The 24,308-nt window shown below is 54.0% G+C and carries 24 protein-coding genes; 12 read left to right on the top strand and 12 right to left on the bottom strand.

From position 1 onward, the window contains the following. Positions 1-27: 27 nt before the first annotated feature. The gene (exaC, locus tag F3J40_RS17590) at positions 28-1,548 is read right to left on the bottom strand and encodes an acetaldehyde dehydrogenase ExaC (protein WP_167016614.1); all 1,521 of its coding nucleotides are present in this window, start codon (positions 1,546-1,548) and stop codon (positions 28-30) included. Between the two features lie 266 nt (positions 1,549-1,814). On the opposite strand from exaC, the gene F3J40_RS17595 reads away from it, so the two are divergent. Then, complete coding sequence (locus F3J40_RS17595) at positions 1,815-3,587, top strand: sigma-54-dependent Fis family transcriptional regulator (protein WP_167016616.1); 1,773 nt, start codon at positions 1,815-1,817, stop codon at positions 3,585-3,587. On the opposite strand, the gene F3J40_RS17600 is transcribed toward F3J40_RS17595, so the two are convergent. Then, on the bottom strand, positions 3,584-4,075 hold the full coding sequence (locus F3J40_RS17600) for a YajQ family cyclic di-GMP-binding protein (RefSeq protein WP_017347890.1): 492 nt from the start codon (positions 4,073-4,075) through the stop codon (positions 3,584-3,586). The genes F3J40_RS17595 and F3J40_RS17600 overlap by 4 nt on opposite strands. 130 nt (positions 4,076-4,205) lie before the next feature. Here F3J40_RS17600 and panE point away from each other — a divergent pair, with 130 nt between their 5' ends. Both panE and yajL read left to right on the top strand, forming a co-directional pair. After that, a complete protein-coding gene (gene panE / locus F3J40_RS17605) occupies positions 4,206-5,126 on the top strand; it encodes a 2-dehydropantoate 2-reductase (protein ID WP_167016618.1) in 921 nt (306 codons plus the stop codon). Further along, positions 5,080-5,685 carry a protein deglycase YajL gene (yajL, locus tag F3J40_RS17610; RefSeq protein WP_167016620.1) on the top strand — a complete coding sequence of 202 codons (606 nt, stop codon included), beginning with the start codon at positions 5,080-5,082 and terminating at the stop codon, positions 5,683-5,685. The genes panE and yajL overlap by 47 nt, the downstream gene beginning before the upstream one ends. Before the next feature lie 40 nt (positions 5,686-5,725). Here yajL and thiI read toward each other — a convergent pair whose 3' ends face one another. After that, positions 5,726-7,174 (bottom strand): tRNA uracil 4-sulfurtransferase ThiI, encoded by a 1,449-nt coding sequence (gene thiI / locus F3J40_RS17615; RefSeq protein ID WP_017347893.1) that lies wholly within the window; start codon positions 7,172-7,174, stop codon positions 5,726-5,728. 233 nt (positions 7,175-7,407) lie between these two features. Here thiI and xseB point away from each other — a divergent pair, with 233 nt between their 5' ends. From xseB to F3J40_RS17635, 4 genes are all read left to right on the top strand, one after another. Beyond that, positions 7,408-7,650 (top strand): exodeoxyribonuclease VII small subunit, encoded by a 243-nt coding sequence (gene xseB / locus F3J40_RS17620; RefSeq protein WP_167016622.1) that lies wholly within the window; start codon positions 7,408-7,410, stop codon positions 7,648-7,650. Further along, the gene (ispA, locus tag F3J40_RS17625) at positions 7,650-8,549 is read left to right on the top strand and encodes a (2E,6E)-farnesyl diphosphate synthase (RefSeq protein ID WP_017347895.1); all 900 of its coding nucleotides are present in this window, start codon (positions 7,650-7,652) and stop codon (positions 8,547-8,549) included. Before xseB ends, ispA begins: the two co-directional genes overlap by 1 nt. A 19-nt stretch (positions 8,550-8,568) precedes the next feature. After that, positions 8,569-10,434 carry a 1-deoxy-D-xylulose-5-phosphate synthase gene (dxs, locus tag F3J40_RS17630; protein WP_167016624.1) on the top strand — a complete coding sequence of 622 codons (1,866 nt, stop codon included), beginning with the start codon at positions 8,569-8,571 and terminating at the stop codon, positions 10,432-10,434. 85 nt (positions 10,435-10,519) lie between these two features. Further along, the gene (locus F3J40_RS17635) at positions 10,520-11,494 is read left to right on the top strand and encodes an aldo/keto reductase (RefSeq protein WP_167016626.1); all 975 of its coding nucleotides are present in this window, start codon (positions 10,520-10,522) and stop codon (positions 11,492-11,494) included. Positions 11,495-11,634: 140 nt separating this feature from the next. Here F3J40_RS17635 and thiL read toward each other — a convergent pair whose 3' ends face one another. The 5 genes from thiL to nrdR all read right to left on the bottom strand — a co-directional run bounded on the left by thiL (position 11,635) and on the right by nrdR (position 15,211). Then, positions 11,635-12,612 carry a thiamine-phosphate kinase gene (gene thiL / locus F3J40_RS17640; protein ID WP_167016628.1) on the bottom strand — a complete coding sequence of 326 codons (978 nt, stop codon included), beginning with the start codon at positions 12,610-12,612 and terminating at the stop codon, positions 11,635-11,637. 45 nt (positions 12,613-12,657) lie between these two features. After that, positions 12,658-13,077 carry a transcription antitermination factor NusB gene (gene nusB, locus F3J40_RS17645; RefSeq protein ID WP_017347899.1) on the bottom strand — a complete coding sequence of 140 codons (420 nt, stop codon included), beginning with the start codon at positions 13,075-13,077 and terminating at the stop codon, positions 12,658-12,660. A gap of 19 nt (positions 13,078-13,096) precedes the next feature. Further along, positions 13,097-13,567: a 6,7-dimethyl-8-ribityllumazine synthase gene (gene ribH, locus F3J40_RS17650; protein WP_167016630.1), complete on the bottom strand. Its 471-nt coding sequence runs from the start codon at positions 13,565-13,567 to the stop codon at positions 13,097-13,099. A 90-nt stretch (positions 13,568-13,657) separates the two neighbouring features. Further along, positions 13,658-14,758, bottom strand: coding sequence for a bifunctional diaminohydroxyphosphoribosylaminopyrimidine deaminase/5-amino-6-(5-phosphoribosylamino)uracil reductase RibD (gene ribD, locus F3J40_RS17655; protein ID WP_167016633.1), 1,101 nt, complete (start codon positions 14,756-14,758; stop codon positions 13,658-13,660). A gap of 3 nt (positions 14,759-14,761) precedes the next feature. Further along, positions 14,762-15,211, bottom strand: coding sequence for a transcriptional regulator NrdR (nrdR, locus tag F3J40_RS17660; protein WP_017347902.1), 450 nt, complete (start codon positions 15,209-15,211; stop codon positions 14,762-14,764). A 169-nt stretch (positions 15,212-15,380) separates the two neighbouring features. Here nrdR and F3J40_RS17665 point away from each other — a divergent pair, with 169 nt between their 5' ends. The 4 genes from F3J40_RS17665 to F3J40_RS17680 all read left to right on the top strand — a co-directional run bounded on the left by F3J40_RS17665 (position 15,381) and on the right by F3J40_RS17680 (position 18,851). Next, positions 15,381-15,941, top strand: coding sequence for a DUF3251 domain-containing protein (locus F3J40_RS17665; protein ID WP_167016635.1), 561 nt, complete (start codon positions 15,381-15,383; stop codon positions 15,939-15,941). A 168-nt stretch (positions 15,942-16,109) separates the two neighbouring features. Then, complete coding sequence (locus F3J40_RS17670) at positions 16,110-16,928, top strand: UDP-2,3-diacylglucosamine diphosphatase (RefSeq protein ID WP_167016637.1); 819 nt, start codon at positions 16,110-16,112, stop codon at positions 16,926-16,928. Then, positions 16,925-18,058, top strand: a complete 1,134-nt coding sequence (locus tag F3J40_RS17675) for a ceramide glucosyltransferase (RefSeq protein ID WP_167016639.1) — start codon at positions 16,925-16,927, stop codon at positions 18,056-18,058. The genes F3J40_RS17670 and F3J40_RS17675 overlap by 4 nt, the downstream gene beginning before the upstream one ends. Positions 18,059-18,152: 94 nt before the next feature. Next, positions 18,153-18,851, top strand: coding sequence for a glycosyltransferase family 2 protein (locus tag F3J40_RS17680; RefSeq protein WP_167016641.1), 699 nt, complete (start codon positions 18,153-18,155; stop codon positions 18,849-18,851). A gap of 86 nt (positions 18,852-18,937) precedes the next feature. On the opposite strand, the gene secF is transcribed toward F3J40_RS17680, so the two are convergent. Genes secF through tgt form a run of 4 tightly spaced genes read right to left on the bottom strand, consistent with a single transcriptional unit; the run spans position 18,938 to position 23,271 of the window. After that, positions 18,938-19,906, bottom strand: coding sequence for a protein translocase subunit SecF (gene secF / locus F3J40_RS17685; RefSeq protein ID WP_167016643.1), 969 nt, complete (start codon positions 19,904-19,906; stop codon positions 18,938-18,940). A 10-nt stretch (positions 19,907-19,916) separates the two neighbouring features. Next, positions 19,917-21,764: a protein translocase subunit SecD gene (secD, locus tag F3J40_RS17690; protein ID WP_167016645.1), complete on the bottom strand. Its 1,848-nt coding sequence runs from the start codon at positions 21,762-21,764 to the stop codon at positions 19,917-19,919. A 25-nt stretch (positions 21,765-21,789) separates the two neighbouring features. Further along, a complete protein-coding gene (yajC, locus tag F3J40_RS17695) occupies positions 21,790-22,122 on the bottom strand; it encodes a preprotein translocase subunit YajC (RefSeq protein ID WP_017347909.1) in 333 nt (110 codons plus the stop codon). A 24-nt stretch (positions 22,123-22,146) separates the two neighbouring features. Continuing rightward, positions 22,147-23,271 (bottom strand): tRNA guanosine(34) transglycosylase Tgt, encoded by a 1,125-nt coding sequence (gene tgt, locus F3J40_RS17700; RefSeq protein ID WP_017347910.1) that lies wholly within the window; start codon positions 23,269-23,271, stop codon positions 22,147-22,149. Between the two features lie 258 nt (positions 23,272-23,529). On the opposite strand from tgt, the gene F3J40_RS17705 reads away from it, so the two are divergent. Further along, entirely contained in the window at positions 23,530-23,919 is a 390-nt protein-coding gene (locus F3J40_RS17705) for a hypothetical protein (RefSeq protein WP_167016647.1), read from the top strand. Positions 23,920-24,308: the final 389 nt, after the last annotated feature.

The following is a 24,308-nucleotide window of genomic DNA, read 5'->3' on the forward strand; positions in this document are numbered from 1 at the left end:
GTCACCTCATAAATGGATTCAGCAGGCTCAAAACAGGCCCAGGGGAGTCGTGTCGTAACTGACCAGCAGATTCTTGGTTTGTTGATAGGCGTTCAGCGCCATTTTGTGCGTTTCACGTCCTACGCCAGATTGTTTATACCCCCCGAACGCGGCATGCGCCGGGTAGATGTGATAACAGTTGGTCCAGACACGACCCGCTTTAATGCCACGGCCCATGCGATAAGCGAGGTTAGTGTCGCGCGTCCACACACCCGCCCCCAGACCAAACTGCGTTTCGTTAGCAATGCGCAGGGCTTCTGCTTCATCTTTAAAGGTGGTAATTCCAATCACTGGCCCAAAAATCTCCTCCTGGAAACAGCGCATCGCGTTGTCACCTTTGATCAGGGTCGGTTGAATATAGAAACCACTATCCAGCTCGGCGGAGAGCGTTGCTCTGTCCCCACCGGTAAGAATTTGCCCCCCTTCCAGCCGGGCAATATTGATGTAGGACAAGATTTTATCGAATTGCTGGCGTGAGGCCTGGGCACCCACCATGGTTTCCGTATCCAGCGGATCGCCACGGCGAATCGTGGCGACTTTCGCCAACACTCGCTCCATAAAAGGCGCATAGATCGATTCATGAATCAGCGCGCGTGACGGACAGGTACAGACTTCCCCCTGATTAAAGAAGCCCAGCACCAGCCCCTCAACCGCCTTCTCAATAAAGGACTCTTCGCCCTGAAGTACATCGGCAAAATAGATGTTAGGCGATTTGCCGCCCAGCTCGACGGTACACGGAATAATATTCTCGGCGGCACAGGCCATAATATGACGGCCAACCGGGGTCGATCCGGTGAAGGCAATTTTCGCGATGCGTTTGCTGGTTGCCAGCGCTTCACCGGCTTCGCGACCAAATCCTTGCACCACGTTCAGCACCCCTGGCGGCAGCAGATCGCCAATCAGCTCCAGCAGTAAGGTGATCCCCAGCGGCGTCTGCTCAGCAGGCTTTAAGACTACGCAGTTGCCCGCCGCCAGTGCCGGAGCCAGTTTCCAGGCGGCCATCAGTAACGGGAAATTCCATGGGATAATTTGCCCGACGACGCCTAAAGGCTCGTGGAAGTGATAGGCGACAGTGTGCTGATCGATCTCAGCGGCACTCCCCTCTTGCGCACGCAGGCAACCGGCAAAGTAGCGGAAGTGGTCGGCTGCCAGAGGGAGATCGGCATTCAGGGTTTCACGAATGGGTTTGCCGTTATCCCAACTTTCCGCCACCGCCAGGTACTCAAGATTGGCTTCAATACGGTCGGCAATTTGTAGCAGCAACGTTGAACGATGCTGTACGCTGGTCCTTCCCCAGGCATCAGCGGCTCGGTGGGCGGCATCCAGCGCCAGTTCAATATCTCGTGCATCTGAACGAGGGAACTGGGCAATATCGCTGCCGTTCACCGGAGAGGTGTTAGTAAAATACTGACCGCTGAGCGGTTCTTTAAATTCGCCATCAATATAGTTGCCGTAGGTCGCTTTAAATGAAACCAGCGCACCTGGCGTTCCAGGATGTGCATAACGCATCGCTAACTCCTTCGTGTAGGGTCTGATGAGCAGAGGAGGAGATTTGAATGCGATTAAAATTATCCTCCCCGTTTCCCTAAAGCAGATGGCGTGCCACTTTTACACCTGTCAAAAATCGCTTTTAATATCATTGTATTAATGAAATCTAATTGAGCAGCAGTCGGATTAACCGCAAGAAATTTCTGCTTCTGTGTTGCAAATCGCAACACTGTAAAAACCACAACGCTACAATGTCGCAACATTCAGGGCTGGCGTATGAGGTCAAAATGCAGGGAACTCCATCCACACACATTGATGCTGATGCCGTTCTGACAGATTCCTGGTTTCGCAGTCAACAGTATGGATTAGAGCGCAATGCCGATGATTTTCCCCGTGTGCGTCAGGGTGAACTGGCCGATTTGATCGCCACCCATGCCGGTTTGCAGCAGTTTTCCCAGCCCATCGTTAACGCCCTCGCACAAAAAATTGCAGATAAACAATCTGTTGTGATTCTTTCCGATGCCACCGGCCTGGTGCTGAATACTTTTGGTGACATGCACGCCATGCAGAAAGCGCAGCGTTTCGCGTTGGCTCCGGGCAACCTGTGGAGTGAATGTGGCCGTGGAACCAATGCCATTGGTACGGCTTTAGCCATTGATGACAGCTGTGAAATCACCGGCGATCAACATTTCCTCACCAGTAATCAGAACCTCTACTGCGCTGCGATCCCGCTGCAAACCCCCAACGGCCAGATAGCCGGCGTGCTGGATATTTCCGGCCCGGCACACTTTTCCCATCCGCACACGTTGGGGTGGATTCAACAGGCGGCCCGGCAGATCGAATACCTGTGGGTGAAGCAGAGCCTACACCCGCAACAGTGGTTGATGAGCCTGCATGTTCAGCCACAGGGGATTGATACCGGTGAAGAGCTCCTGCTGGTGTTCTCAGACAATATTCTCATGGCGGCAAACCGCGTAGCGACGCGGGAACTGGCATTGGGCGCGGAGCAATTTGGCCTGCTGCGTTTTGATCAGCTGTTCCCGTTACAGGAACAGCTTGCGACTTCCCTGCCGCTGCCGGTGATCACCCACCAGCAACAAGCGTACTATTTCCGTCTGCGTGCCCCTGCCAGAGTACACCATGCCGTCAGCAGCGGCAGCGACCATAGCCTGCCCTTTTCTCTCCAGCGTGACGGCGAAAAAATGGTGCGCCTGCTTAACGCCGGTGTTTCTCTCTGTATTCAGGGTGAAACTGGCTGTGGTAAAGAGTACCTCAGCCGGGCATTGCATCAGCAAAGCCGCTGGCACACGGGTAAGTTTGTCGCCATCAACTGCGCTGCTATTCCCGAATCCCTGATTGAATCCGAGCTGTTTGGCTATCAGGCGGGGGCGTTTACCGGGGCCAGTAAAAATGGCTATATCGGTAAAATTCGTGAGGCGGATGGCGGTGTGCTGTTCCTGGATGAAATTGGCGATATGCCACTGGCACTCCAGACGCGCCTGCTGCGCGTGTTGCAGGAAAAAGAGGTCGCTCCGCTCGGCTCCAGCCGGAGCTGGCCGGTGAATTTTGCCGTGATCAGCGCAACGCACCGCAACCTGGCACAGCGCGTGGCTGAAGGGGCATTCCGTGAAGATTTACTCTACCGTTTACAGGAGTTCTCTTTCGCTATTCCCCCCCTGCGTGACTGGCCTGCATTACCGGACTTTATTCGCCGGTTGTGGCAAGAACTGGGTGGTGATACGCGCAATGTCCAACTGCGGCCAGAGCTGTTGCAGTCTTTGGCGCAATTGCCATGGCCAGGCAACGTCCGCCAGCTCCGCAGCTTGTTAAAAGTGCTGCTGGCCTTAGCGGATGATGGCGAAGTGCTTGGACAAGATAATCTGCCTCACGACTACCGTCCTCCAGAAACAGAAGCGCCGGTGATGTTACAACAACATGATGAGAAGCTGATTGCAGAAACGCTGCACCGCTTTGACGGTAACATCAGTAAAGCGGCGCAGGCGTTGGGAGTAGCACGCAGCACGCTCTATCGGCGGGCTGCGCGGGAAAAGCAGGATTAATCGCGGAAGTTTTTGAACTGGAACGGCTGTCCCAGGTTACCACCACGTACCAGCGCCATAGCGCCTTGCAGGTCATCACGTGATTTTCCGGTAACGCGCAGTTCTTCACCCTGAATCTGGGTCTGCACCTTCAGCTTGCTGTCTTTGATCAGCTTAACCAGCTTTTTGGCAACATCGCTTTCAATGCCTTTTTTCAGCTTTGCTTCCAAAGACCAGCTTTTGCCGCTGTGTTCAATCTGTTCCGGGACTTCAATCGCCGCCCCTTCAATGCCGCGTTTCAGCAGCTTTTCTCGCAAAATATCCACGATCTGTTTCACCTGGAAATCAGACTCGCTGGTGATTTTGATAGTTTCATTCTTTTCGTTGAGCTCAATGCTGGCGCTCACGTTACGGAAGTCGAAACGAGTAGAGAGTTCACGGTTGGCATTCTCGACTGCATTCCGTACTTCTGGCAACTCGACTTCTGAAACGATATCGAAAGATGGCATCTTTTCTTCTCCTGACGCTAAAGTGACAGGCATAATACGCGTCTTGTGCCAGTAAATAAAATCGCATAACGCTGAAAGCTATACTGTGTAGACAGGGCGTTAACACCAGAAACCGCCAGCGGGAGGCAAAATGAAGATTACCGTATTAGGCTGCGGTGCCATTGGCCAGGTTTGGCTCGCCGCTCTGGCCCGCCAGGGCCATGAAGTACAGGGCTGGTTACGCGTACCTCAGCCTTACTGTTCAGTAAAGGTGATTGATACTGAAGGTAACCGCAGCGAGAGCACATTTATTGCTAATGACCCGCTGTTTCTTTCACAAAGCCAATTGCTCTTAGTCACGCTGAAAGCCCCCCAGGTTTCCCAGGCAGTAAAAAACCTGCAGGCCCTGTTGCCTGCCGAGTGTCCGGTGCTGCTGCTGCATAACGGTATGGGGACCATGGAAGAGCTAAAAGGGCTGCCACAGCCGTTAGTGCGGGGGATCACCACCCATGCAGCACTACGCGAAGAGGGCTATGTGCGCCACATCGCCAATGGCATTACCCATATTGGCCCTGGCAACCGCGCCAGTATGGCGCACAGTGACCTCGCGGATGTGCTCCACCAGGCCCTGCCTGATGTGGCATGGCACGATAACATCGCGGCCGCCTGCTGGCGTAAGCTGGCGGTTAACTGCGTTATCAACCCGCTGAGCGTGGAGTACAACTGTAGCAACGGCGAACTGCATGATAAACATGCGCAAATCACGCTGCTGTGTGATGAAGTGGCGCTGGTTATGGAGCGTGAAGGGCTGCATACCAGCAGTGGCGCTTTACAGGACATCGTCTATGACGTGATTGCCAGCACAGCGGCCAACGTCTCGTCTATGCTGCAGGACGTGCGCGCACAGCGCTTAACTGAAATTGATTACATTAATGGTTTTCTGGTGCGCAAAGCACGTAAACACGGTTTCAGCGTGGCGGAAAATAACCGACTGTACGAACTGATTAAACGCAAGGAGTCTGATTATGATCGCGAAAGCTTCGGTACTGGTTTGCCTGGCTCATGGCAGTGAGGAGACGGAAGCGGTCACCACTATCGATCTGCTGGTGCGTGCGGGTTTGCACGTTGTCACCGCTAGCGTAGAGGGCGATGGCAGCCGTGAAATTCGCGGCTCACGCGGCGTGAAACTGCTGGCAGATGCGCCACTGGTTGAAGTGGCAGATAACGACTTTGCGGCGATTGTGTTGCCCGGCGGCTTGCCCGGCGCGGAAACCTTCCGTGATAGCCCTCTGCTGATAGAAACCGTACGTCAGTTTCATGTCTCTGGCCGTATTGTCGCGGCGATTTGCGCGGCACCCGGCACAGTGCTGATCCCGCACGATCTGTTCCCGGTAGGCAACATGACCGGTCATCCCAGCCGCCGTGACACCATCCCTGATAAGCACTGGGTCGATCGCCGTGTCGCCTGGGACCCAAGGGTCAATCTGTTGACCAGCCAGGGCGTCGGGACTTCTATCGATTTTGCGCTGAAGCTGATTGATCTGCTGGTGAATAAAGAGACGGCCCGAGCCGTTGCGGCCCAGTTGGTGGTTGCTGCTGGTATCTACAACTACGACGATGAGCCGGTATAACCCGTAATGAAAAAGGCCCCGTTTTTACGGGGCCTGATGCTTATGGGCGATAGATTTTAACGTTGGCATGGCCCTGCTCATGCAGGTAGAGCGCCTGCAAGCGACTCATCACACCACGGTCGCAGTACAGCAGCCAGGTTTTGCTCTGATCGAGGTCAGCAAACTGGGTGCTGAGTTTGTAGAACGGCAAACTTTTCACCTCAGCGCCTTCCAGCACCAACGGTTTGGCTTCCTGCTCATCGATAGAGCGAATATCCAGCACCACGTCATTTTCACTGAACGATGCCACGGTTTCGACTTCGGGAACTTCTTCGCGCGCCTGCTGTGCAATTTCGCGGATATCCATATTGCTGGCTTCTGCGATCACGCGCTCCAGAATACTGAAATCAAAGTTCGCCTCTTCCGCTTCGATCTTCGCCTTCACCGCTTTTACCGTTGGGCTTTTGGAGATAACGCCACAGTATTCCGGCATGGTTTTGGCAAAGTCTTCGGTGCCGATGTGGCGCGCCAGATTGATGATGTGCTCTTTATCATGGGAGATAAGCGGACGCAGAATCAGCGTATCTGAGGCGTTGTCGATCAGGCGCAGGTTGGTCAGCGTCTGGCTTGATACCTGGCCGAGTGCTTCACCCGTCACCAGCGCCTGCACGCCATAGCGTTCTGCAATCGTTGATGCCGCGCGTACCATCATACGCTTCAGCACCACGCCCATCTGGCCGTCATCCACTTTTTCGAGGATCTCGCCTACTACCGGCTCGAAGTTGATCGCAACGAAACGCACACGGTGTGAGCGGCCAAAACGCTGCCACAGATAGTGAGCCACCTGACGAACACCAATTTCATGCGCGGCACCGCCAAGGTTAAAGAAGCAGTAGTGAACGCGGCAGCCACGGCGCAGCAACATATAGCTGGAGACGCCGGAGTCAAAGCCGCCAGAAATCAGCGACAGCACATCTTCCTGGCTACCGATTGGGAAACCACCCAGACCTTCGTAACGGCCAGTGATTAACAGCACGCGGTCATTCTCAATTTCGAGATTGACGGTCACATCCGGTTTGGTGAGCTGTACGCGTGCGCTGGCAATGTGTTGATTCAGACCCCCACCCACGTAGCGCTCAACATCCTGTGAGCTAAAGCTGTGCTGACCACGACGCTTAACGCGGACGCAGAAACTTTTGTTCTCCAGCCCGTCGCGGTAAAGCGCCAGCGTCTGTTCAAAGATGTCATGGATGTCGTTATACGGGCGGTCTTCCACCGCCAATACGTGATGGATACCCGGAATACGGGTCAGTTCACCGGTGATAACTTCACGCAGGCTTTCATCTTTTGCACGGACTTCAATGTGATCCCAGTGGCGCACCACGGCCATCTCTTCCGTGATCGTCTTGAGTACATTGCGAATGTTTCCGCTAAGCATTTTGATAAAGCGCAGACGCACCGACTGACTTTTGATGGTGATTTCAGGAAATAATTTAATGATAAACTTCATGGCGGCACAGGTTCATTGAGCAAAATAGTGCTAAAAGCTTTCGCTGTTAGCGAGTAAAATCAGAGAATTCGCGGGATCAACTGCACCTCCGCGACCAGGGCGCGAAGTATACCACCTTTGTCTCCTGACTGCTTCTGCAAGCTGATTCACATTGAACATTTTGCTAATCAATCTGACTCGGCTACCATGACCGTTGATCAGACGATGACTAACTCTGTGAGTTGACACAAAATATGCCTAAAAAAGCCGAACAGCCCGCCAGTTTCGAGACCTCTTTGCAGCAGCTGGAACAGATTGTCAGCCGACTGGAGAGCGGAGAGCTCCCGCTGGAAGAGGCGTTGAATGAATTCGAGCGCGGTGTACAACTGGCGCGCAGCGGCCAACAAACGCTACAACAGGCAGAACAGCGCGTCCGCATCCTGCTGAGTGATGACAAAGACGCCTACCTTGCCCCTTTCATGCCGGAAAATGACTAATGGATTTTGCTCAACGGCTTAGCGCCTGTCACGATCGCGTTAATCACGCCCTGACCCAGTTTTTAGCGCCACTGCCATTTCAGAGTTCTCCTCTGGTGAATGCCATGGAATATGGGGCATTATTAGGAGGTAAACGCTTACGTCCGTTTCTGGTGTACGCCACCGGAGAGATGCTGCAAGCCGATGCCACCGCGCTGGATGCCCCTGCAGCGGCTGTGGAGTGTATCCACGCCTACTCCCTGATCCACGATGATCTGCCCGCCATGGACAACGATGCTCTGCGTCGTGGTCAGCCAACTTGCCATATAAAATATGGTGAAGATACCGCGATTCTCGCAGGTGACGCCCTGCAAACGCTGGCATTTTCTATACTGGCAGATAGCGAGATGCCGCGCGTGAGCCTTCAGGCACGGCTGGCGATGGTTTCTGAGTTAGCCCGCGCCAGCGGCGTGGCCGGCATGTGTGGTGGCCAGGCGTTGGACCTGGCCGCGGAAGGCAAAAACGTTGACCTGGCGCAACTGGAGCAGATCCATCGCCATAAGACAGGTGCATTAATTCGTTCTGCCGTTCGTCTTGGTGCACTGGCCGCCGGAGAGCGTGGCCAACAGGCGCTGCCTCTGCTCGATACTTATGCCGCCGCTATTGGCCTGGCATTCCAGGTACAAGATGACATCCTTGACGTGGTCGGTGATACCGCCACCCTGGGGAAAACGCAGGGTGCCGACCAGGCCTTAGGTAAGAGCACCTACCCTGCACTGCTCGGGTTAGATAATGCCCGGCAGAAAGCCTGGGATCTCTGTCAGGAAGCGCTAAGTGCCCTGGATGCACTGGCTGAGCAGTCACTGGATACCTCAGCGCTACGGGCGCTAGCCAGTTTCATAATTGAACGCGACAAATAACTTCCATAATGAGTCTCTGATGAGTTTTGATATTGCTAAATACCCGACACTGGCGCTGGCAGGCACGGTACAAGAATTACGTTTGCTGCCAAAAGAGAAGCTTCCCGCGCTGTGTGATGAACTGCGCCAGTACCTGCTGGATAGCGTAAGTCGTTCCAGCGGCCATTTTGCCTCGGGTCTGGGCGTCGTCGAACTGACAGTCGCACTGCATTATGTGTACAACACACCTTTTGATCATCTGGTGTGGGACGTTGGCCATCAGGCCTATCCCCACAAGATTTTGACCGGCCGTCGCGATCGCATCGGCACCATTCGACAGAAAAATGGCGTGCACCCATTCCCATGGCGTGAAGAGAGTGAGTTCGACGTATTAAGCGTGGGGCACTCCTCTACCTCCATCAGTGCCGGTCTGGGCATGGCCGCCGCCGCCGAGCGCGAAGGTAAAGGCCGCCGCACGGCCTGTATCATTGGCGATGGCGCGATCACTGCCGGTATGGCCTTTGAAGCGATGAACCACGCCGGGGATATCAAGCCCGATATGCTGGTTATCCTGAACGACAACGAAATGTCGATCTCAGAGAACGTAGGTGCGCTGAACAACCGCCTGGCACAAATTCTTTCCGGTAAGACCTATGCACGCCTGCGTGAAGGCGGCAAGCGTGTCTTGACCGGCCTGCCCCCCATTAAAGAGCTGGTACGGCGCACGGAAGAACATCTTAAAGGCATGGTGGTTCCCGGTACGCTGTTTGAAGAGCTGGGCTTTAACTATATTGGCCCGGTAGACGGCCATGATGTGCTGGCGCTGGTGCAGACGTTAGGCAATATGCGTAACCTGAAAGGGCCGCAGTTCCTGCACATTATGACCAAAAAGGGCAAAGGCTACGCCCCTGCCGAGCAAGACCCCATCACCTGGCACGCCGTACCGAAGTTTGACCCGGCCAGTGGCTCTCTGCCAAAAAGCGCAGAAGGTTTGCCGAGCTACTCCAAAATTTTCGGCAACTGGCTGTGTGAAATTGCCAAAGATGACAGCCGTTTAATGGCGATCACCCCGGCAATGCGTGAAGGTTCCGGTATGGTGGCGTTTTCCCGTCAGTACCCAAAACAGTACTTTGATGTGGCGATTGCCGAGCAGCATGCGGTGACCTTTGCCGCCGGTATGGCGATTGGCGGCTATAAGCCTGTTGTGGCGATCTACTCGACTTTCCTGCAACGTGCCTACGACCAGCTGATTCACGATGTGGCGATCCAGAAGCTACCCGTGCTGTTCGCCATTGACCGTGGTGGCATCGTCGGGGCCGACGGGCAGACGCATCAGGGCGCATTTGATATCGCCTTCCTGCGCTGTATCCCGGACATGGTGATCATGACCCCGAGCGATGAAAATGAGTGCCGTCAGATGTTGTATACCGGCTACCATTATCAGGAAGGTCCAAGTTCCGTGCGTTATCCGCGCGGCACGGGGACAGGTGCCACGCTTGAGCCGCTGGCAAGCCTGCCACTGGGTAAAGGGATTGTGCGCCGTAAAGGCGAGAAGCTGGCGATCCTTAACTTTGGCACACTGCTGCCAGAAGCCGCAGCCGTAGCAGAGAAACTCAATGCCACGCTGGTGGACATGCGCTTTGTTAAGCCACTGGATGAAGCATTGATTACCGAGCTGGCTGGCAGCCATGAAGCGTTGATTACCCTTGAAGAAGGGGCGATCAAAGGTGGTGCAGGCAGCGGCGTAAATGAGTTTGTAATGGCAAAGCGTTTGGCTGTGCCAGTGCTGAACCTCGGCCTGCCGGATGTGTTTATTCCGCAGGGTACGCAGGAAGAAGTGCGTCATGATTATCAGTTAGATGCCGTGGGTATCGAACAGCAGATCGCACACTGGCTGAGCCAGTAATCCCTTCCGCACGGATACTCCCTTCGTGGGGGTATCCGCCTGCTATGCTTACTGCACCTTTTTCAGGATAACGCAGGAAGCAACGATGAAAACCATTCAATTAGGCCAAACCGATCTCCAGGTATCGCGCCTGACTCTTGGCTGTATGACTTTCGGCGAACCAGAACGTGGACGTCACGCCTGGACACTGCCCGAAGAGAGCAGCCGCCCGTTGATTAAGCAGGCGCTGGATGCTGGCATCAACTTTTTTGATACCGCCAACAGCTACTCCGATGGCAGCAGTGAGGAGATCGTGGGCCGGGCGCTGAAGGATTTTGCCCGGCGTGAAGAGGTGGTGATTGCCACCAAAGTGTTCTTCTCACTGAGTAATCTCACCCAAGGGTTATCGCGCAAGAATATTCTGCAATCCGTCGATGATAGCCTGCGCCGCCTCGGCACCGACTATATCGATCTGTTGCAGATCCACCGCTGGGATTATGAAACGCCGCTAGAGGAGACGCTGGAAGCACTGCATGATGTTGTGCAGGCCGGTAAAGTCCGCTATCTCGGTGCTTCTTCCATGCATGCCTGGCAGTTTGCTAAGGCACTCTACACCCAGCAGCATCAAGGCTGGCACGCGTTTGTCAGTATGCAGGACCAGTACAATCTGATTCAACGCGAAGAAGAGCGTGAGATGCACCCACTGTGTCAGGCCGAAGGGATTGCGGTGCTGCCATGGAGCCCACTGGCCCGTGGCCGCCTGACGCGCCCCTGGGGAGAAGCCACTGCACGTACGGCTTCAGATGAATATGGCAAAACGCTGTATAGCGCCACTGAAGAGAACGATGCTGCAATCGCCCAGCGCGTGGCCCGTATCGCGGAAGATAAAGGCATTTCCCGCGCACAAGTTGCTCTGGCCTGGATGCTGCACAAACCGGCTATCACCGCACCGATAATTGGTGCTTCACGCGCGGAGCAGTTGAACGATCTGGTGCAGGCTGTTGATGTGCAACTCAGTTCAATTGAGATTGCTGAGCTGGAGTCGGCCTATCAGCCGCATCCCGTGGTGGGATTTGAGTAATAACCTCTAATCCCTATTATGCTGAGGACTTGCACCCTCTCCCGCAGGCGGGAGAGGGTTGGGGTGAGGGTGTAGATTTTAAGACAGTGCGACAGCTCACCCACTACACCGCCTTCTGGCAACCGCACTTTTGCTAAAACTTACTTCTTCACGAAGTGATCATATCCCTGAAAACTGGCACTGGCTGGCTTGCCATTTTCCAGCAGGGTAAACCCGTCAGCCTCGGGCAGAATTTGCCCTACGCAGGTGTAAGGGACACCCAGATGCCCTAATGCAACGTCCAGCGCCCCACGATTCACTTCCGGTACGGTGAAGCACAGCTCATAGTCTTCACCGCCGCTCAGCGCCCAGCGCATCACTTGCTCATGCTCAAAATGATCGCGCAGTACAGCAGAAAGCGGCAGCGCCTCCAGATTGACCCTGGCGCCACAGCGACTTGCCTGCAGCACATGCCCCAGATCGGAAATCAGGCCATCAGAGATATCAATCGCGGAACTCGCCAGAGCGCGTAAAGCCTGACCTTGCAGAATGCGCGGCATCGGCCGCAGGTGGCGTTTAATCAGCGCTTCATGCACCGCAGGATCGGCAATGCGCTGATGATGCTGTAACAGTGCCAAACCGGCAGCGCTATCGCCTAATGTTCCGGTGACATAGATCCAGTCGCCTGGACGTGCACCGCTGCGCCGTAACGCTTTACCGACTGGCACCATGCCGTGAATGCCGAGCGTCATGCTCAACGGACCACGCGTGGTATCACCGCCAATCAGCTGCATATTGTAGTAATTCAGTAGCTCAAACAGGCTGTCACTGAATGCCTGCAACCAGCTCTCATCGACTTCGGGTAACGTCAGCGCCAGCGTTAACCACGCAGGATCGGCCCCCATCGCGGCCAGATCGCTGAGGTTCACTGCCAGAGCTTTATAGCCTAAATCAGCTGGATGGATATCTCGTAAGAAATGCACCCCTTCGACCAACGTATCAGTGCTGATTGCCAACGTCTGTTTTTCAGGCAGGTTCAGCAGTGCGCAGTCATCACCAATGCCCTTCTCCACATCGCGGCGGGAACTGGTGACGCGGTTGAAGTAACGTGCAATGAGTTCGAATTCGCCACAGGCCATAATAAAATCCAGATAAAAAAAGGCCGGGATTACCGGCCTCTTACATTATTTTTTGTGGGGTCTAATTTGCGGAGCGGCTTTATCCAGCACACCGTTGACAAATTTGTGGCTGTCTTCAGCACCGAAGACTTTCGCCAGCTCAATACCTTCATTGATGGCCACTTTATAAGGCACATCATCGCGCTTGCTCAACTCATAGAGCGAAATACGCAGGATGGCTTTTTCAACCTGACCCAGTTCTTCCAACTGGCGCGACAGATATGGCTTCATCAGCCCATCCAGGTATGCACTATTGGTCGCCACACCGGCCAGCAGTTCGCGGAAATAGCTAATATCAACGTCTTTGACGTCTTGTTCCGCCAGAAACTGGTATTCCACATCAGCAATGTCGTTTTTCGACAACTGCCAGGAGTAGAGTGCCTGGACAGCGCACTCACGGGCGCGACGACGAGCAGCAGGTTTCACAAAATTCCCCTTACTAAAATCAGGCTTTGATAGCTTTCAATACGTTAATCATTTCGAGAGCGGTCAGAGCCGCTTCGGCACCTTTGTTACCCGCTTTAGTACCAGCGCGTTCAATTGCCTGCTCGATGTTTTCAGTGGTCAGAACACCAAAGGTCACTGGGATTTCACTGGTCATGGCAACATTGGCAATCCCAGAGCTGGCTTCACCTGCCACATATTCAAAGTGTGCAGTGCCGCCACGAATCACGGTACCCAGCGCCACGATAGCGTCATGGTTACCGGCTTTGGCCAGCGCACGCGCGGCCAGTGGCAATTCATAAGCGCCTGGTACCCAGACCACAGTGATATTTTTATCTTTCACCTGGCCAATACGCTTCAGGGCGTCAACGGCACCAGACAGCAGGCTGTCATTAATGAAGTTGTTAAAACGCGCGATAACAATGGCAATTTTTGCCTCAGGCGTGGCAACAGCAGCTTCGATAACGTTCATACATATCCTTTGGGTGTAGTTTATAGCCCCCGCAGGGGGGCGGATTCTATCATAGTCTAAGGCGGCTTGCTCTCGCTTTTCCGACCTGACTCAGCGAGGGGTCAACGTCAGGCGGAGATCTGGCCCAACCTGCCGAATATCACTGAAGGTAAACTGAGGTGCATCAATCAGTTGGCTCAACCCAGGCAACGCACACAGCCCGCGCGCCTCATCACCTAATAATTTCGGTGCCAGATAAACAATCAACTCGTCAACCACCCCGGCCTGCAACAGCGCACCGGCAAACGTTGCGCCCGCCTCAACCCAGACGCTGTTAATTTGCTGCTTGCCCAGCAGCATCAACATCGCGACTAAATCCAGCTGGGACTCACGCAATGGGACCGCTATCTGGCTGACGCTGTCCGGCCAGAGTTGGTTATCGGGCTGTGATCGCATCAGCCAGGTTTCCCCCGGCTGTGCAATTAAGCGATGCTGCGGTGTCACACGGTTCTGGCTATCCACAATCACACGGACGGGTTGACGCAAGGCATCCTGACTCAGCAATTCGCGCGTCGGTTCATCTAGCTCTTCCCAACGGACGGTGAGTGAAGGGTCGTCTGCCAGCACCGTGGCACTGGTAGAAAGAATAGCTGAACTTGCCGCGCGCAAACGTTGCACATCCTGGCGTGCCTGCGGTGAGGTGATCCACTGACTTTCGCCGTTGGCTAACGCGGTACGACCATCCAGAGAGGCCCCCAGTTTGAGCTGAACCCAGGGAAAACCGGTACGCATACGTTTCAGGAAGCCACGATTCAGGGCTTCCGCTTCGGCTGCCATCAGGCTGTGGCTGACTTCGATACCTGCCTGCTGCAAACGATACAAACCACGCCCCGCGACCTGCGGATTGGGGTCCTGCATCGCCGCAACCACACGGCTGACGCCAGCAGCAATCAGTGCGTCACAACATGGTGGCGTTCGACCATGATGGCTACAAGGTTCCAGCGTCACATACGCTGTCGCGCCACGCGCTTTTTCACCGGCCATACGCAATGCATGCACTTCCGCGTGCGGTTCCCCCGCACGGTGGTGCCAGCCTTCACCCACCACTTCCCCCTCGCGGACAATCACGCAGCCGACATTAGGGTTAGGTGTCGTTGTAAAGCGACCGCGCCGCGCCAGTTCCAGCGCGCGCGCCATGTAATGTTGATCCATGCTTTAGTCCTGTAAGCGGGCGATCTCTTCCCCGAATTCGCGAATATCTTCGAAACTGCGGTATACGGAAGCGAAACGAATATAGGCGACCTTATCAAGCTTTTTCAGTTCATCCATTACCAGATTACCAATCAACTTGCTCGGTACTTCACGCTCGCCGGTGGAGCGCAATTGGGTCTTGATGTGGTTAACCGCCCCTTCGATAGCATCGGCGCTGACCGGACGTTTCTCCAGGGCTTTCATTAAACCGCTACTGAGTTTGTCTTCGTTGAACGGCTCACGCACATCGTTGCTTTTCACCACGCGTGGCATCACCAACTCAGCCACTTCGAAGGTGGTAAAGCGCTCATGGCAGACCAGACACTGGCGGCGGCGGCGCACCGAAGAGCCCTCGCTGACCAGGCGGGAATCGATCACTTTAGTATCCACAGTGGAGCAGAATGGGCAGTGCATGGTGTTTCCTGAAACCAGATAAATGATCTTCACAGTGTAGCGCGAACTGGCAAGCAACAAAATGCATTAGCGTACCTTTCCAGACTATGAGAGAAGCGAAAACGGCCTCATGCTGCTAACATCTGTCGTCATGCTTGCGACTCACTTCATTGGCTATTCAGGAAAAAACATGTTCAACAGGACGCTTTGCGCACCCTTTGCCCTGTCACTGCTCATTTTAAGCGGCTGTAGCAGCACCACGCCCTCACCACAGGTCAAGCAACTGCATCAGGAAGTCAGTCAACTGAGCCAGCAGATGCAACAGCTTACTGGGCAGGCCGAAGCGCTGGAAACCCAGGGGCAGCTCAATAGCCAGGCAGCACAGGGGGCATGGTTACTGCCGCTGGCAAAAACGCCCGTATTGCTACAAACCCAACTGGGCGAAATCCGTCTTTCACTCGGCCAGGTCAAAGGGGATGTTGAGGGTAGCCGGGTTGATCTGACACTGAGCAGCAGCAACCATCAGCCGCTACCGGCGCTGAGCGCCAGCGTGGTTTGGGGTGAACTCGATCCCACCAGTGGGAAACCACTCAATGCCAGTAGCCAGCAACAGACGCTGGTTATTCCCGCCAGCCTGACGCCGCAATCTTCGGTAACCGTGCCTTTACATCTTGGTGGCTTAGCCCCGGAACAGCTTGGTTTCATTCGCGTACATGACGTGATGAGCAACGGCGAGCCGTTGACGCACTGATCCCCGGTTCAGCGGCGTCCACCAGGCGCTGCTGAACGTCAAACGCCCCTCTCCTGACTGCAACACAATTCTGCAACCTTACGGTCATCGGACGTCCATATACCGCCCCCTATAATGCGCCTGATCTGGAAACTGATTGATTTTCCGTCACCTCATCAGGAGGACGTTATGCCAGGCTATGCTGGTCTTCCCGCTGCGGCGCGATATCGCACGCTGTTCCTGTCTGATTTACATCTGGGTGCTCAGGGGTGTCATGTGGAGAAGATTCTGCACTTTCTCCAGACCCACGAAGCCGAAAACATCTATCTGGTGGGCGATATTTTCGATCTTGGCCGAAGGCGGCCACAATTCTGGAGCCCGCGGCACGATGAGATCCTCTCGCTGCTGAAAGCCCGTCAGGCGGCAGGAATGACGCTAATACGGCTCCCCGGTAATCACGATCCCTGTCTCGCTCCTCAAGATACCCATCCTCACTCTTCGTTAATTCCCGCTCACCATGACTATGTGATTCACCAGGCGGCCGACAAGCGTCGCTACCTGATTACTCACGGTCACTGCTGTGATTTCTGGCTTGGTCGCTCTCATCTGATGTCACGCGTGGGCAGTTATCTTGAAGGGCGGATGCGGCGCTGTGCCGCCAAACATCATCAGCCACGCCAGAGCGGGTTTGTCTCCGGCTTTGTTGATGCGTTTAACAGCTTGCTGACGTGGGGAGGATTAATCGAGAAGCGGCTGGTCGCCCTGGCACGTCAGCATGGGGTCGATGGTGTGGTTTGCGGGCACTTACACCGCGCCGCGTTGAACCACTATCAGGGCACACTTTACGCTAACTGTGGCGACTGGATCAGCAGCATGAGCGCGCTGGTAGAAGATCATCACGGAACATTAAGCCTGATTGACTGGTGTGGCGCACCGCTGTTGCAGGCGGCTGAGGCTCCCCTTTCCGTACTGGCAGAGCTTGAACAGCCTGAAGAGGGAATGGCATGAATCTGATGACGATTGTGGTACTGAGCGCCTGCATCCTCCTGACGCTCATTCAGCTCGGCTCACTGTTACTGGTGCGCTGGCGTTTACATCAACCGCTGCGGCAATCGGCAACTGCGCTGCCCTTTATTACACTTGCGCGCCCAGTGTGCGGGCTGGACTGCTTTGACGAAGCCACGTTGCGCTCCAGCTTTGTGCAGAACTATCCGCACTATGAAATCCTGTTTTGTGTTGCCTCTCCGCGCGATCCCATCATTCCTGTGATAAAGCGCTTGATGGCCGAATTTCCGCAGCAGCAGGCCCAGCTACTGATCGGCGACATGCATGCCACCGCTAACCCAAAAATCAATAATCTGATGAAAGCCACTCAGCACAGTCAGGCTGAATGGCTGGTCATGGCAGACAGCAATTTGCTGCTCCCGCCGGACTACCTGCGCGTGTTACTCGCTTCGGCCACAGATAAGACTGCGCTGGTGAGTTCTCCGGCGATTGGCATCATGGCAGAAAATTTGTGGGGTGCCGTCGAGGCGGCGATGCTGAATACCCACCAGGCACGCTGGCAGTTTAATTCTGATGTCATCGGCAAGGGGTTTGCCCAGGGGAAAACCCTGTGCTGGCGACGAGAGGTGCTGGAGCAGCACGGCGGCTTAATCGCCCTTGGGGCCGAGCTAGCAGAAGATGTCGCCTCCACGAAAATGGCACGCAACGCCGGACTGCAGGTCACTCTGCCACCACGCCCCTTCTATCAACCCATTGGTCGCCGCAGCTTTACTGCCGTCTGGCAGCGTCAACTGCGCTGGGCGCGTATTCGTCGCTTCGGCTTCTTCTGGCTATTCATACCCGAAATCTTACTCGGTGCCCAGCCCGCACTGCTCGGCAGTCTGTGGCTGGTACAGCAAGAGGTTATCCCGGCACTGGTGCCCGTGATGCTGATGGCGCTGTGGTACGGCGCTGAGTGGGCACTGGCGTACAGCGTTGGCTGGCCACACCGGGCAAGAGATGTGCTGGCGATGATGATCCGTGATGTGCTGCTGCCGGTACTGTGGCTATGGTGCTGGGCTGGACGCAGTTTTACCTGGCGAGGCAATGTCCTTTCCAGCGCACTGAATGCACCACAAATGAATGAGGAGTAAAGATCATCGCCAATATTGCAGAACGCCCCTCGCGGGGAGCACCACGGGCAAAACGCAGCATCTACATCCCGCCCTGTCGCGTCAGGGGTGAACGATGACTGAAAGTGACTGCATCACGGTGAGCTGCATTATCCCGGCCTTCAATGAAGCCGCCCGCATTGATGCTGTGTTAAGTGCAGTGGTAGGACATCCACTGATTCATGAAGTCATTGTGGTGGACGATCGATCTCGCGATGCCACCGTCAATGTGGCGCGCCGCCGCCGCGTGCGGGTCATTCAGCTGAAACGTAATCAGGGGAAAAGCGCCGCCGTTGCACAGGGTGTCGCCGCCAGCCATGGTAGCCACATACTGCTGTTGGATGCGGATTTAGTCGGCCTGAGTACCGATGACATCACCGCCCTGATCTACCCGGTGCTGCATCACAGTGTCGATGCCACCATTAGCCTGCGCAGCAATAGCCCGTTACTGTGGCGCGCCATCGGACTGGATTATATTTCTGGTGAGCGGGTATTTCCGCGCTCGCTGGTGGCCGATCGACTCAAAGAGATGCGCCAGTTGCCCCGTTTCGGTCTGGAAGTGTGGCTGAACAGCCTGTGGATTGAGCTACAACTGCACGTACAGGTGGTAGGCTGGTCGCATGTCATTAGCCCACTTAAGGGCCGAAAAATGGGCTGGTGGCGCGGTATTCGCGCAGATGCCCGCATGATGTGTGATATTTTCCGCACCATCTCCCCACGCGATGCCCTCCAGCAAATTTATGCCTTGCAGCGCAGTCGCTTTCGCGGCAACTAGCAGGCTAAATTCAGGCGATAAAAAAGGGCGCATATTGCTATGCGCCCTCTCTCACTCTGCTTCAGCGCTGAGGCGCTAAAACAGGCTTACGGCATGATCGATGGCTGATCCGCCCCTTCCTTCTCGACTTTTTGCACCAGCAAATGCTCGCGCTTCATGCCGAGTTTCAGCGCCAGCGCTGAAGAGACATAAATCGAGGAGACAGTACCAATGGTGACACCGATCAGCATGGTGAGCGAGAAGCCTTTCAGCAGTGCGCCACCAAAGATGAACAGAATCAGAATCATCGCCAGCGTCGTCGCTGAAGTGATAATGGTACGGCTCAGCGTTTGCGTCAGAGAGACGTTAGTAATGTCGTAAGGAGAACCGCGGCGAATTTTGCGGAAGTTCTCACGAATACGGTCAGATACCACGATCTTATCGTTAAGCGAGTAACCAATCACCGACATCAGTGATGCGACGATGGTTAAATCGATTTCGATATGGAACAGTGACAGCAGACCCGCCGTGATGATCACGTCGTGCGCCAGCGCCAGTACGGTACCCAGCGCCAGACGCCATTCAAAGCGAAAACCGATGTAGATCAGAATCGCAATCAATGCTGACATCAGCGCCATCGCGCCAGCCTGAGCCAGATCGCTACCAACGCTTGGGCCAACAAACTCAATGCGTTTCACAGTCGCGTTCTGCTGTGCAGTCTGGTTGATCACCGCCAGTACTTTGGTACCCAGCTCCTGCCCTGCCGCGCCGCTGGTCGGTGGCATACGCACCACCACGTCACGGCTGCTGCCGAAGTTCTGCACCTGCGGCTCATCAAAGCCAGCCTGTTGCAGTGCTGAGCGCAGCGTATCCAGGTCGGTTGGTTTTTCCAGGTTAATCTCGATCACCGTACCACCGGTGAAATCCAGACCCCAGTTAAAACCGCGCACACCCATGATCGCCACCGCTGCAATAATCAGCAGGCCGGAGATGAGAAACGCCAGCTTATCCCAGCGCATAAAGTCGACGACTTTACGCCCGTGGTTTAGCTGCTCAATAGTATATTCCTGTGCCACAACGCACTCCTTAGATAGACAGCTTGTTGATGCGTTTGCCGCCGTACACCAGGTTAACGATGGCACGAGTACCGATAATCGCGGTAAACATCGACGTACCGATACCAATTGCAGTGGTAATCGCGAACCCTTTGATTGAACCCGTACCTACCGCATACAGAATGATAACTTTGATCAGGGTGGTGACGTTTGCATCCACGATACTGGAGAAGGCACCTTTGTACCCCTCGTGAATCGCCTGCTGTACGCTTCGCCCATTACGCAGCTCTTCTTTGATACGTTCGTTAATCAGTACGTTTGCATCCACGGCCACCGCCAGCGTCAACACAATACCGGCAATGCCTGGCATGGTCAGCGTAGCGCCTGGGATCAACGACATAATGCCGACAATCAATACCAGGTTAGCCAACAGCGCACTGGTCGCAATCAAACCAAACTTCTTATAGAAGAACACCATAAACAGAACCGAGGCAATCAGGCCCCACAGGCAAGCTTCAAGGCCCTGAGTAATGTTCTGCTGGCCCATAGTTGGACCGATGGTACGCTCTTCAACAATCTGGATTGGCGCAATCAACGCACCGGCACGCAGCAGCAGCGAGAGCTGACGCGCTTCGTTCGGGTTATTGATGCCGGTGATACGGAAGCTGTTACCCAGACGAGACTGGATGTTTGCAACGTTAATCACTTCTTCCTGTTTCACCAGAATCGCACGACCGTTGGCATCTTTCTTACCGCTGTCTTTGTACTCCACAAACAGGGTCGCCATCGGTTTACCGATGTTGTCCTTGGTGTAGTTAGACATCAGCGAGCCGCCAGCACTATCCAGCGAGATGTTCACCTGTGGCTGGTTGTACTCATCCATGCTGGAGGTGGAATCCGTGATGTGGTCACCGGTCAGGATAACGCGTTTGTACAGCACAACCGGCTGGCCATCACGCGACATCTTCACTTCGGAGTCACCCGGCACGCGGCCCTGAGACGCAGAAAGTGCATCAACGCTGGTGTTAACCGGACGGAACTCCAGCGTTGCAGTTGCACCCAGAATCTCTTTCGCACGCGCGGTATCCTGAATACCTGGCAGTTCCACCACGATGCGGTCAGCACCCTGACGTTGAACCACTGGCTCAGCAACACCCAACTGGTTTACACGGTTACGCAGAATCGTGATGTTCTGTTGTACCGCGTATTCACGCGCTTCACGCAGGCGATCGTCAGACATGACGGCACGCAGCGCGTTGCTTCCACTGCTGGTGATAACGAGGTCACGATGACGTGAGGTCAGGTATGAGATCGCAGCGTCACGGCTGTTGGCATCCGCAAAGCGAATTTCCACACCGTAGTTGTCGATTTTATTGACGTTGGTATAAGGGATGTTTTTGTCGCGCAGATCGCCACGCAGACTGTCTGCATTTTGCTCTTGCAGTTTACCCAGCGCGGTATCCATATCGACTTCCATCAGGAAGTGCACACCACCACGCAGATCGAGACCGAGTTTCATCGGCTCCGCTGACAGCATCCGCAGCCATTCAGGCTGAGCAGGTGCCAGGTTGAGGGCAACTACATAGTTCTCGCCAAGAACCTTCATAATCGCTTCACGGGCGCTTAACTGCACATCCGTGTTAGCAAAGCGGGCGGTAATCGCCCCGTTTTCCAGCGCGATAGATTTGCTCTGGATATTATCTTGTTTTAATACGTTCTGAACCTGATCCAACGTTTGCTCACTGGCGGCGCCACCGCGCGCACCAGTGATCTGAACAGCCGGATCCTCACCATACAGGTTGGGAAGTGCATACACTAAGCCGACGACGAACACGACGATCAGCATGATGTACTTCCACAAAGGATAACGATTTAACACGGCAGTTCCCTTAGGGAAGTAGAAATTACAGCGCCTTCATGGTGCCTTTCGGCAGGACGGCAGCTACGAAATCACGTTTGATCACTACTTCAGTAGTGTCGTTCAGCGCGATAGCAATGTAACCCGTCTCAGCGACTTTAGTTACACGACCTACCAGGCCGCCATTGGTCAGGACTTCATCACCTTTGCCGATCGAATCCATCAATTTTTTATGATCTTTGGTACGCTTCTGTTGCGGGCGCAGGATCATGAAATAGAAGATCAGACCGAAAACCACCAGCATGATGACCAGAGAGTACGGACTGCTCTGCGACGGTGCACCTGCGGCAGCCACAGCGTCAGAAATGAAAAAGCTCATTAATTTTCCCTCATTGATGAATAATCAGACGTTTAAAGGCGGTACCGCTTTGCCCGTCCGTTGGTAGAACTCGCTAACAAAGTGCTCTAATTTACCTTCTTCGATGGCCTTGCGTAAACCCGCCATCAGACGCTGGTAATAGCGCAGATTGTGGATAGTATTCAGGCGTGCACCCAGTATTTCGTTACAGCGATCCAGATGATGCAAGTAGGCACGGCTGTAATTGCGACAGGTGTAGCAATCACACTCGGCATCCAGCGGCGAAACGTCATCTTTATGCTTCGCGTTACGGATTTTTACCACACCATCGGTAACGAACAGGTGACCGTTACGGGCGTTGCGGGTTGGCATCACGCAGTCGAACATATCGACGCCGCGACGTACCCCTTCAACCAGGTCTTCTGGCTTGCCGACGCCCATTAAATAGCGCGGTTTATCGTGAGGGATCTGCGGGCAAACGTGCTCCAGAATGCGGTGCATGTCTTCCTTTGGCTCCCCTACTGCCAAGCCGCCCACAGCGTACCCATCAAAGCCAATATCTACCAGACCTTTTACTGACACATCACGTAAATCTTCGTAAACACCGCCCTGGATGATGCCAAATAGCGCATTTTTGTTACCGAGGCTATCAAAACGGTCACGGCTACGCTGTGCCCAACGCAGAGACATCTCCATAGAGCGCTTAGCGTAGTCCCAGTCCGCCGGGTACGGCGTACATTCGTCGAAGATCATCACGATGTCAGAACCGAGGTCGTGTTGAATCTCCATCGATTTCTCAGGATCAAGGAAGATAGGATCGCCGTTGATTGGGTTACGGAAGTGTACGCCCGCTTCGGTGATTTTACGGATGTCACCAAGGCTGAAGACCTGGAAGCCGCCGGAATCAGTGAGGATTGGACCGTGCCACTGCATGAAATCATGCAGGTCGCCGTGCAGCTTCATCACTTCCTGGCCTGGGCGCAGCCACAGGTGGAAGGTGTTGCCGAGGATGATCTGCGCGCCGGTATCCTGTACTTCTTCCGGCGTCATGCCTTTTACCGTACCGTAGGTGCCCACAGGCATGAATGCTGGGGTTTCCACCACGCCGCGATCAAAAATAAGACGGCCACGGCGTGCGCGCCCGTCTGTGGTATCTAATTCAAACTTCACAGGACCTCCACCAGAGAAACAGTCTGGTGACTAAGAAAAAAGAGGCGCATTCTACCAACCCAGCCCGCTGCTGCCAACCGGCATAGGCACTTGGGGGCTGTTGGGCCGCTACTCGCATGCTCAATGCTTACATCATTCAACGCTCACTGACTGTTCCTAAAAACCGTGACATTTCTTGAAGTAAATATGAAATCTATCTTCACTAACATACTGTTTTTATATAATGCTTGCGAGTATAAACTTATGGAAGTCTCCAGCATGAATGCAAGGACCGAACACCGCCTCAATAAAATTGAAGTTAAGATTAAGAGCAATGGGTTCAGTAAATCCGAGCTGCTCTACTTTCGTGTTTTTCACAAGAAAACAAAAAAAACATTTAGTGAAAAATCAAGCGAAGAATTAAATTTAAAGTCTATTGTCGCTGTTTTATCTAATAATTCATTCTCAGTTGCTTCTGCTTACATTTACACTTTAATCTTCTTTTCTCTTGGCTATTTATTTACCGATGACTATAGCAGCGCTGTTTACTTCTATAGTGCAACATTCATCGTTGGAGTAGTACACATTATTTACAACTCAAAGAAAAACAAACTTCATATAATCACAGAATTAAAGTTAATAAAGCTTTATCTCAGAAGTTACTTTTGAAATGTTCATGCTCTCCCTGTGAGAATACCTACCCTCTTCTCAGTGCATCCTCTGAAGCACCAGAAAGATTTATTCAATCACAATTTACGCTTCATTTCTCTAATGTATGGAATTTAGGAAAGCAAAAGAGAAACTATCACGCAGGAATAATTCGCGTGATAAAGATTGACGTTTTGAATAACCGGCGCAGATACTGGCAGAATTAAATAACCGCCACCAGTGGCGTTTTCATGAAAAAAAGATATAGCCGTTACGCTAATAAACTCAGGGCAGATAACAAGCTGGTCGGCGGGTGAGCAGGTGTTTACTTATTCACACCAGGAAAGGGATTGAAAATATAATTACACGTATCGCTAACGCGAAATAACAAAGTTCACCGTGGCGAGAAA

The sequence above is a fragment of the Candidatus Pantoea multigeneris genome (assembly GCF_011752615.1).
Lineage (GTDB): Bacteria > Pseudomonadota > Gammaproteobacteria > Enterobacterales > Enterobacteriaceae > Pantoea > Pantoea multigeneris.

Excerpts from the sequence above, each read along its gene's own strand:
- F3J40_RS17665 (WP_167016635.1), top strand. The coding sequence starts at position 15,381 with ATGTTCAACAGGACGCTTTGCGCACCCTTTGCCCTGTCACTGCTCATT.
- ribH (WP_167016630.1), bottom strand. The coding sequence starts at position 13,567 with ATGAACGTTATCGAAGCTGCTGTTGCCACGCCTGAGGCAAAAATTGCC.
- ispA (WP_017347895.1), top strand. The coding sequence starts at position 7,650 with ATGGATTTTGCTCAACGGCTTAGCGCCTGTCACGATCGCGTTAATCAC.
- xseB (WP_167016622.1), top strand. The coding sequence starts at position 7,408 with ATGCCTAAAAAAGCCGAACAGCCCGCCAGTTTCGAGACCTCTTTGCAG.
- panE (WP_167016618.1), top strand. The coding sequence starts at position 4,206 with ATGAAGATTACCGTATTAGGCTGCGGTGCCATTGGCCAGGTTTGGCTC.
- F3J40_RS17705 (WP_167016647.1), top strand. The coding sequence starts at position 23,530 with ATGAATGCAAGGACCGAACACCGCCTCAATAAAATTGAAGTTAAGATT.
- ribD (WP_167016633.1), bottom strand. The coding sequence starts at position 14,758 with ATGGATCAACATTACATGGCGCGCGCGCTGGAACTGGCGCGGCGCGGT.
- F3J40_RS17670 (WP_167016637.1), top strand. The coding sequence starts at position 16,110 with ATGCCAGGCTATGCTGGTCTTCCCGCTGCGGCGCGATATCGCACGCTG.
- thiL (WP_167016628.1), bottom strand. The coding sequence starts at position 12,612 with ATGGCCTGTGGCGAATTCGAACTCATTGCACGTTACTTCAACCGCGTC.
- yajL (WP_167016620.1), top strand. The coding sequence starts at position 5,080 with ATGATCGCGAAAGCTTCGGTACTGGTTTGCCTGGCTCATGGCAGTGAG.
- dxs (WP_167016624.1), top strand. The coding sequence starts at position 8,569 with ATGAGTTTTGATATTGCTAAATACCCGACACTGGCGCTGGCAGGCACG.
- exaC (WP_167016614.1), bottom strand. The coding sequence starts at position 1,548 with ATGCGTTATGCACATCCTGGAACGCCAGGTGCGCTGGTTTCATTTAAA.
- thiI (WP_017347893.1), bottom strand. The coding sequence starts at position 7,174 with ATGAAGTTTATCATTAAATTATTTCCTGAAATCACCATCAAAAGTCAG.
- yajC (WP_017347909.1), bottom strand. The coding sequence starts at position 22,122 with ATGAGCTTTTTCATTTCTGACGCTGTGGCTGCCGCAGGTGCACCGTCG.
- F3J40_RS17600 (WP_017347890.1), bottom strand. The coding sequence starts at position 4,075 with ATGCCATCTTTCGATATCGTTTCAGAAGTCGAGTTGCCAGAAGTACGG.
- F3J40_RS17595 (WP_167016616.1), top strand. The coding sequence starts at position 1,815 with ATGCAGGGAACTCCATCCACACACATTGATGCTGATGCCGTTCTGACA.
- F3J40_RS17680 (WP_167016641.1), top strand. The coding sequence starts at position 18,153 with ATGACTGAAAGTGACTGCATCACGGTGAGCTGCATTATCCCGGCCTTC.
- F3J40_RS17635 (WP_167016626.1), top strand. The coding sequence starts at position 10,520 with ATGAAAACCATTCAATTAGGCCAAACCGATCTCCAGGTATCGCGCCTG.
- F3J40_RS17675 (WP_167016639.1), top strand. The coding sequence starts at position 16,925 with ATGAATCTGATGACGATTGTGGTACTGAGCGCCTGCATCCTCCTGACG.
- nrdR (WP_017347902.1), bottom strand. The coding sequence starts at position 15,211 with ATGCACTGCCCATTCTGCTCCACTGTGGATACTAAAGTGATCGATTCC.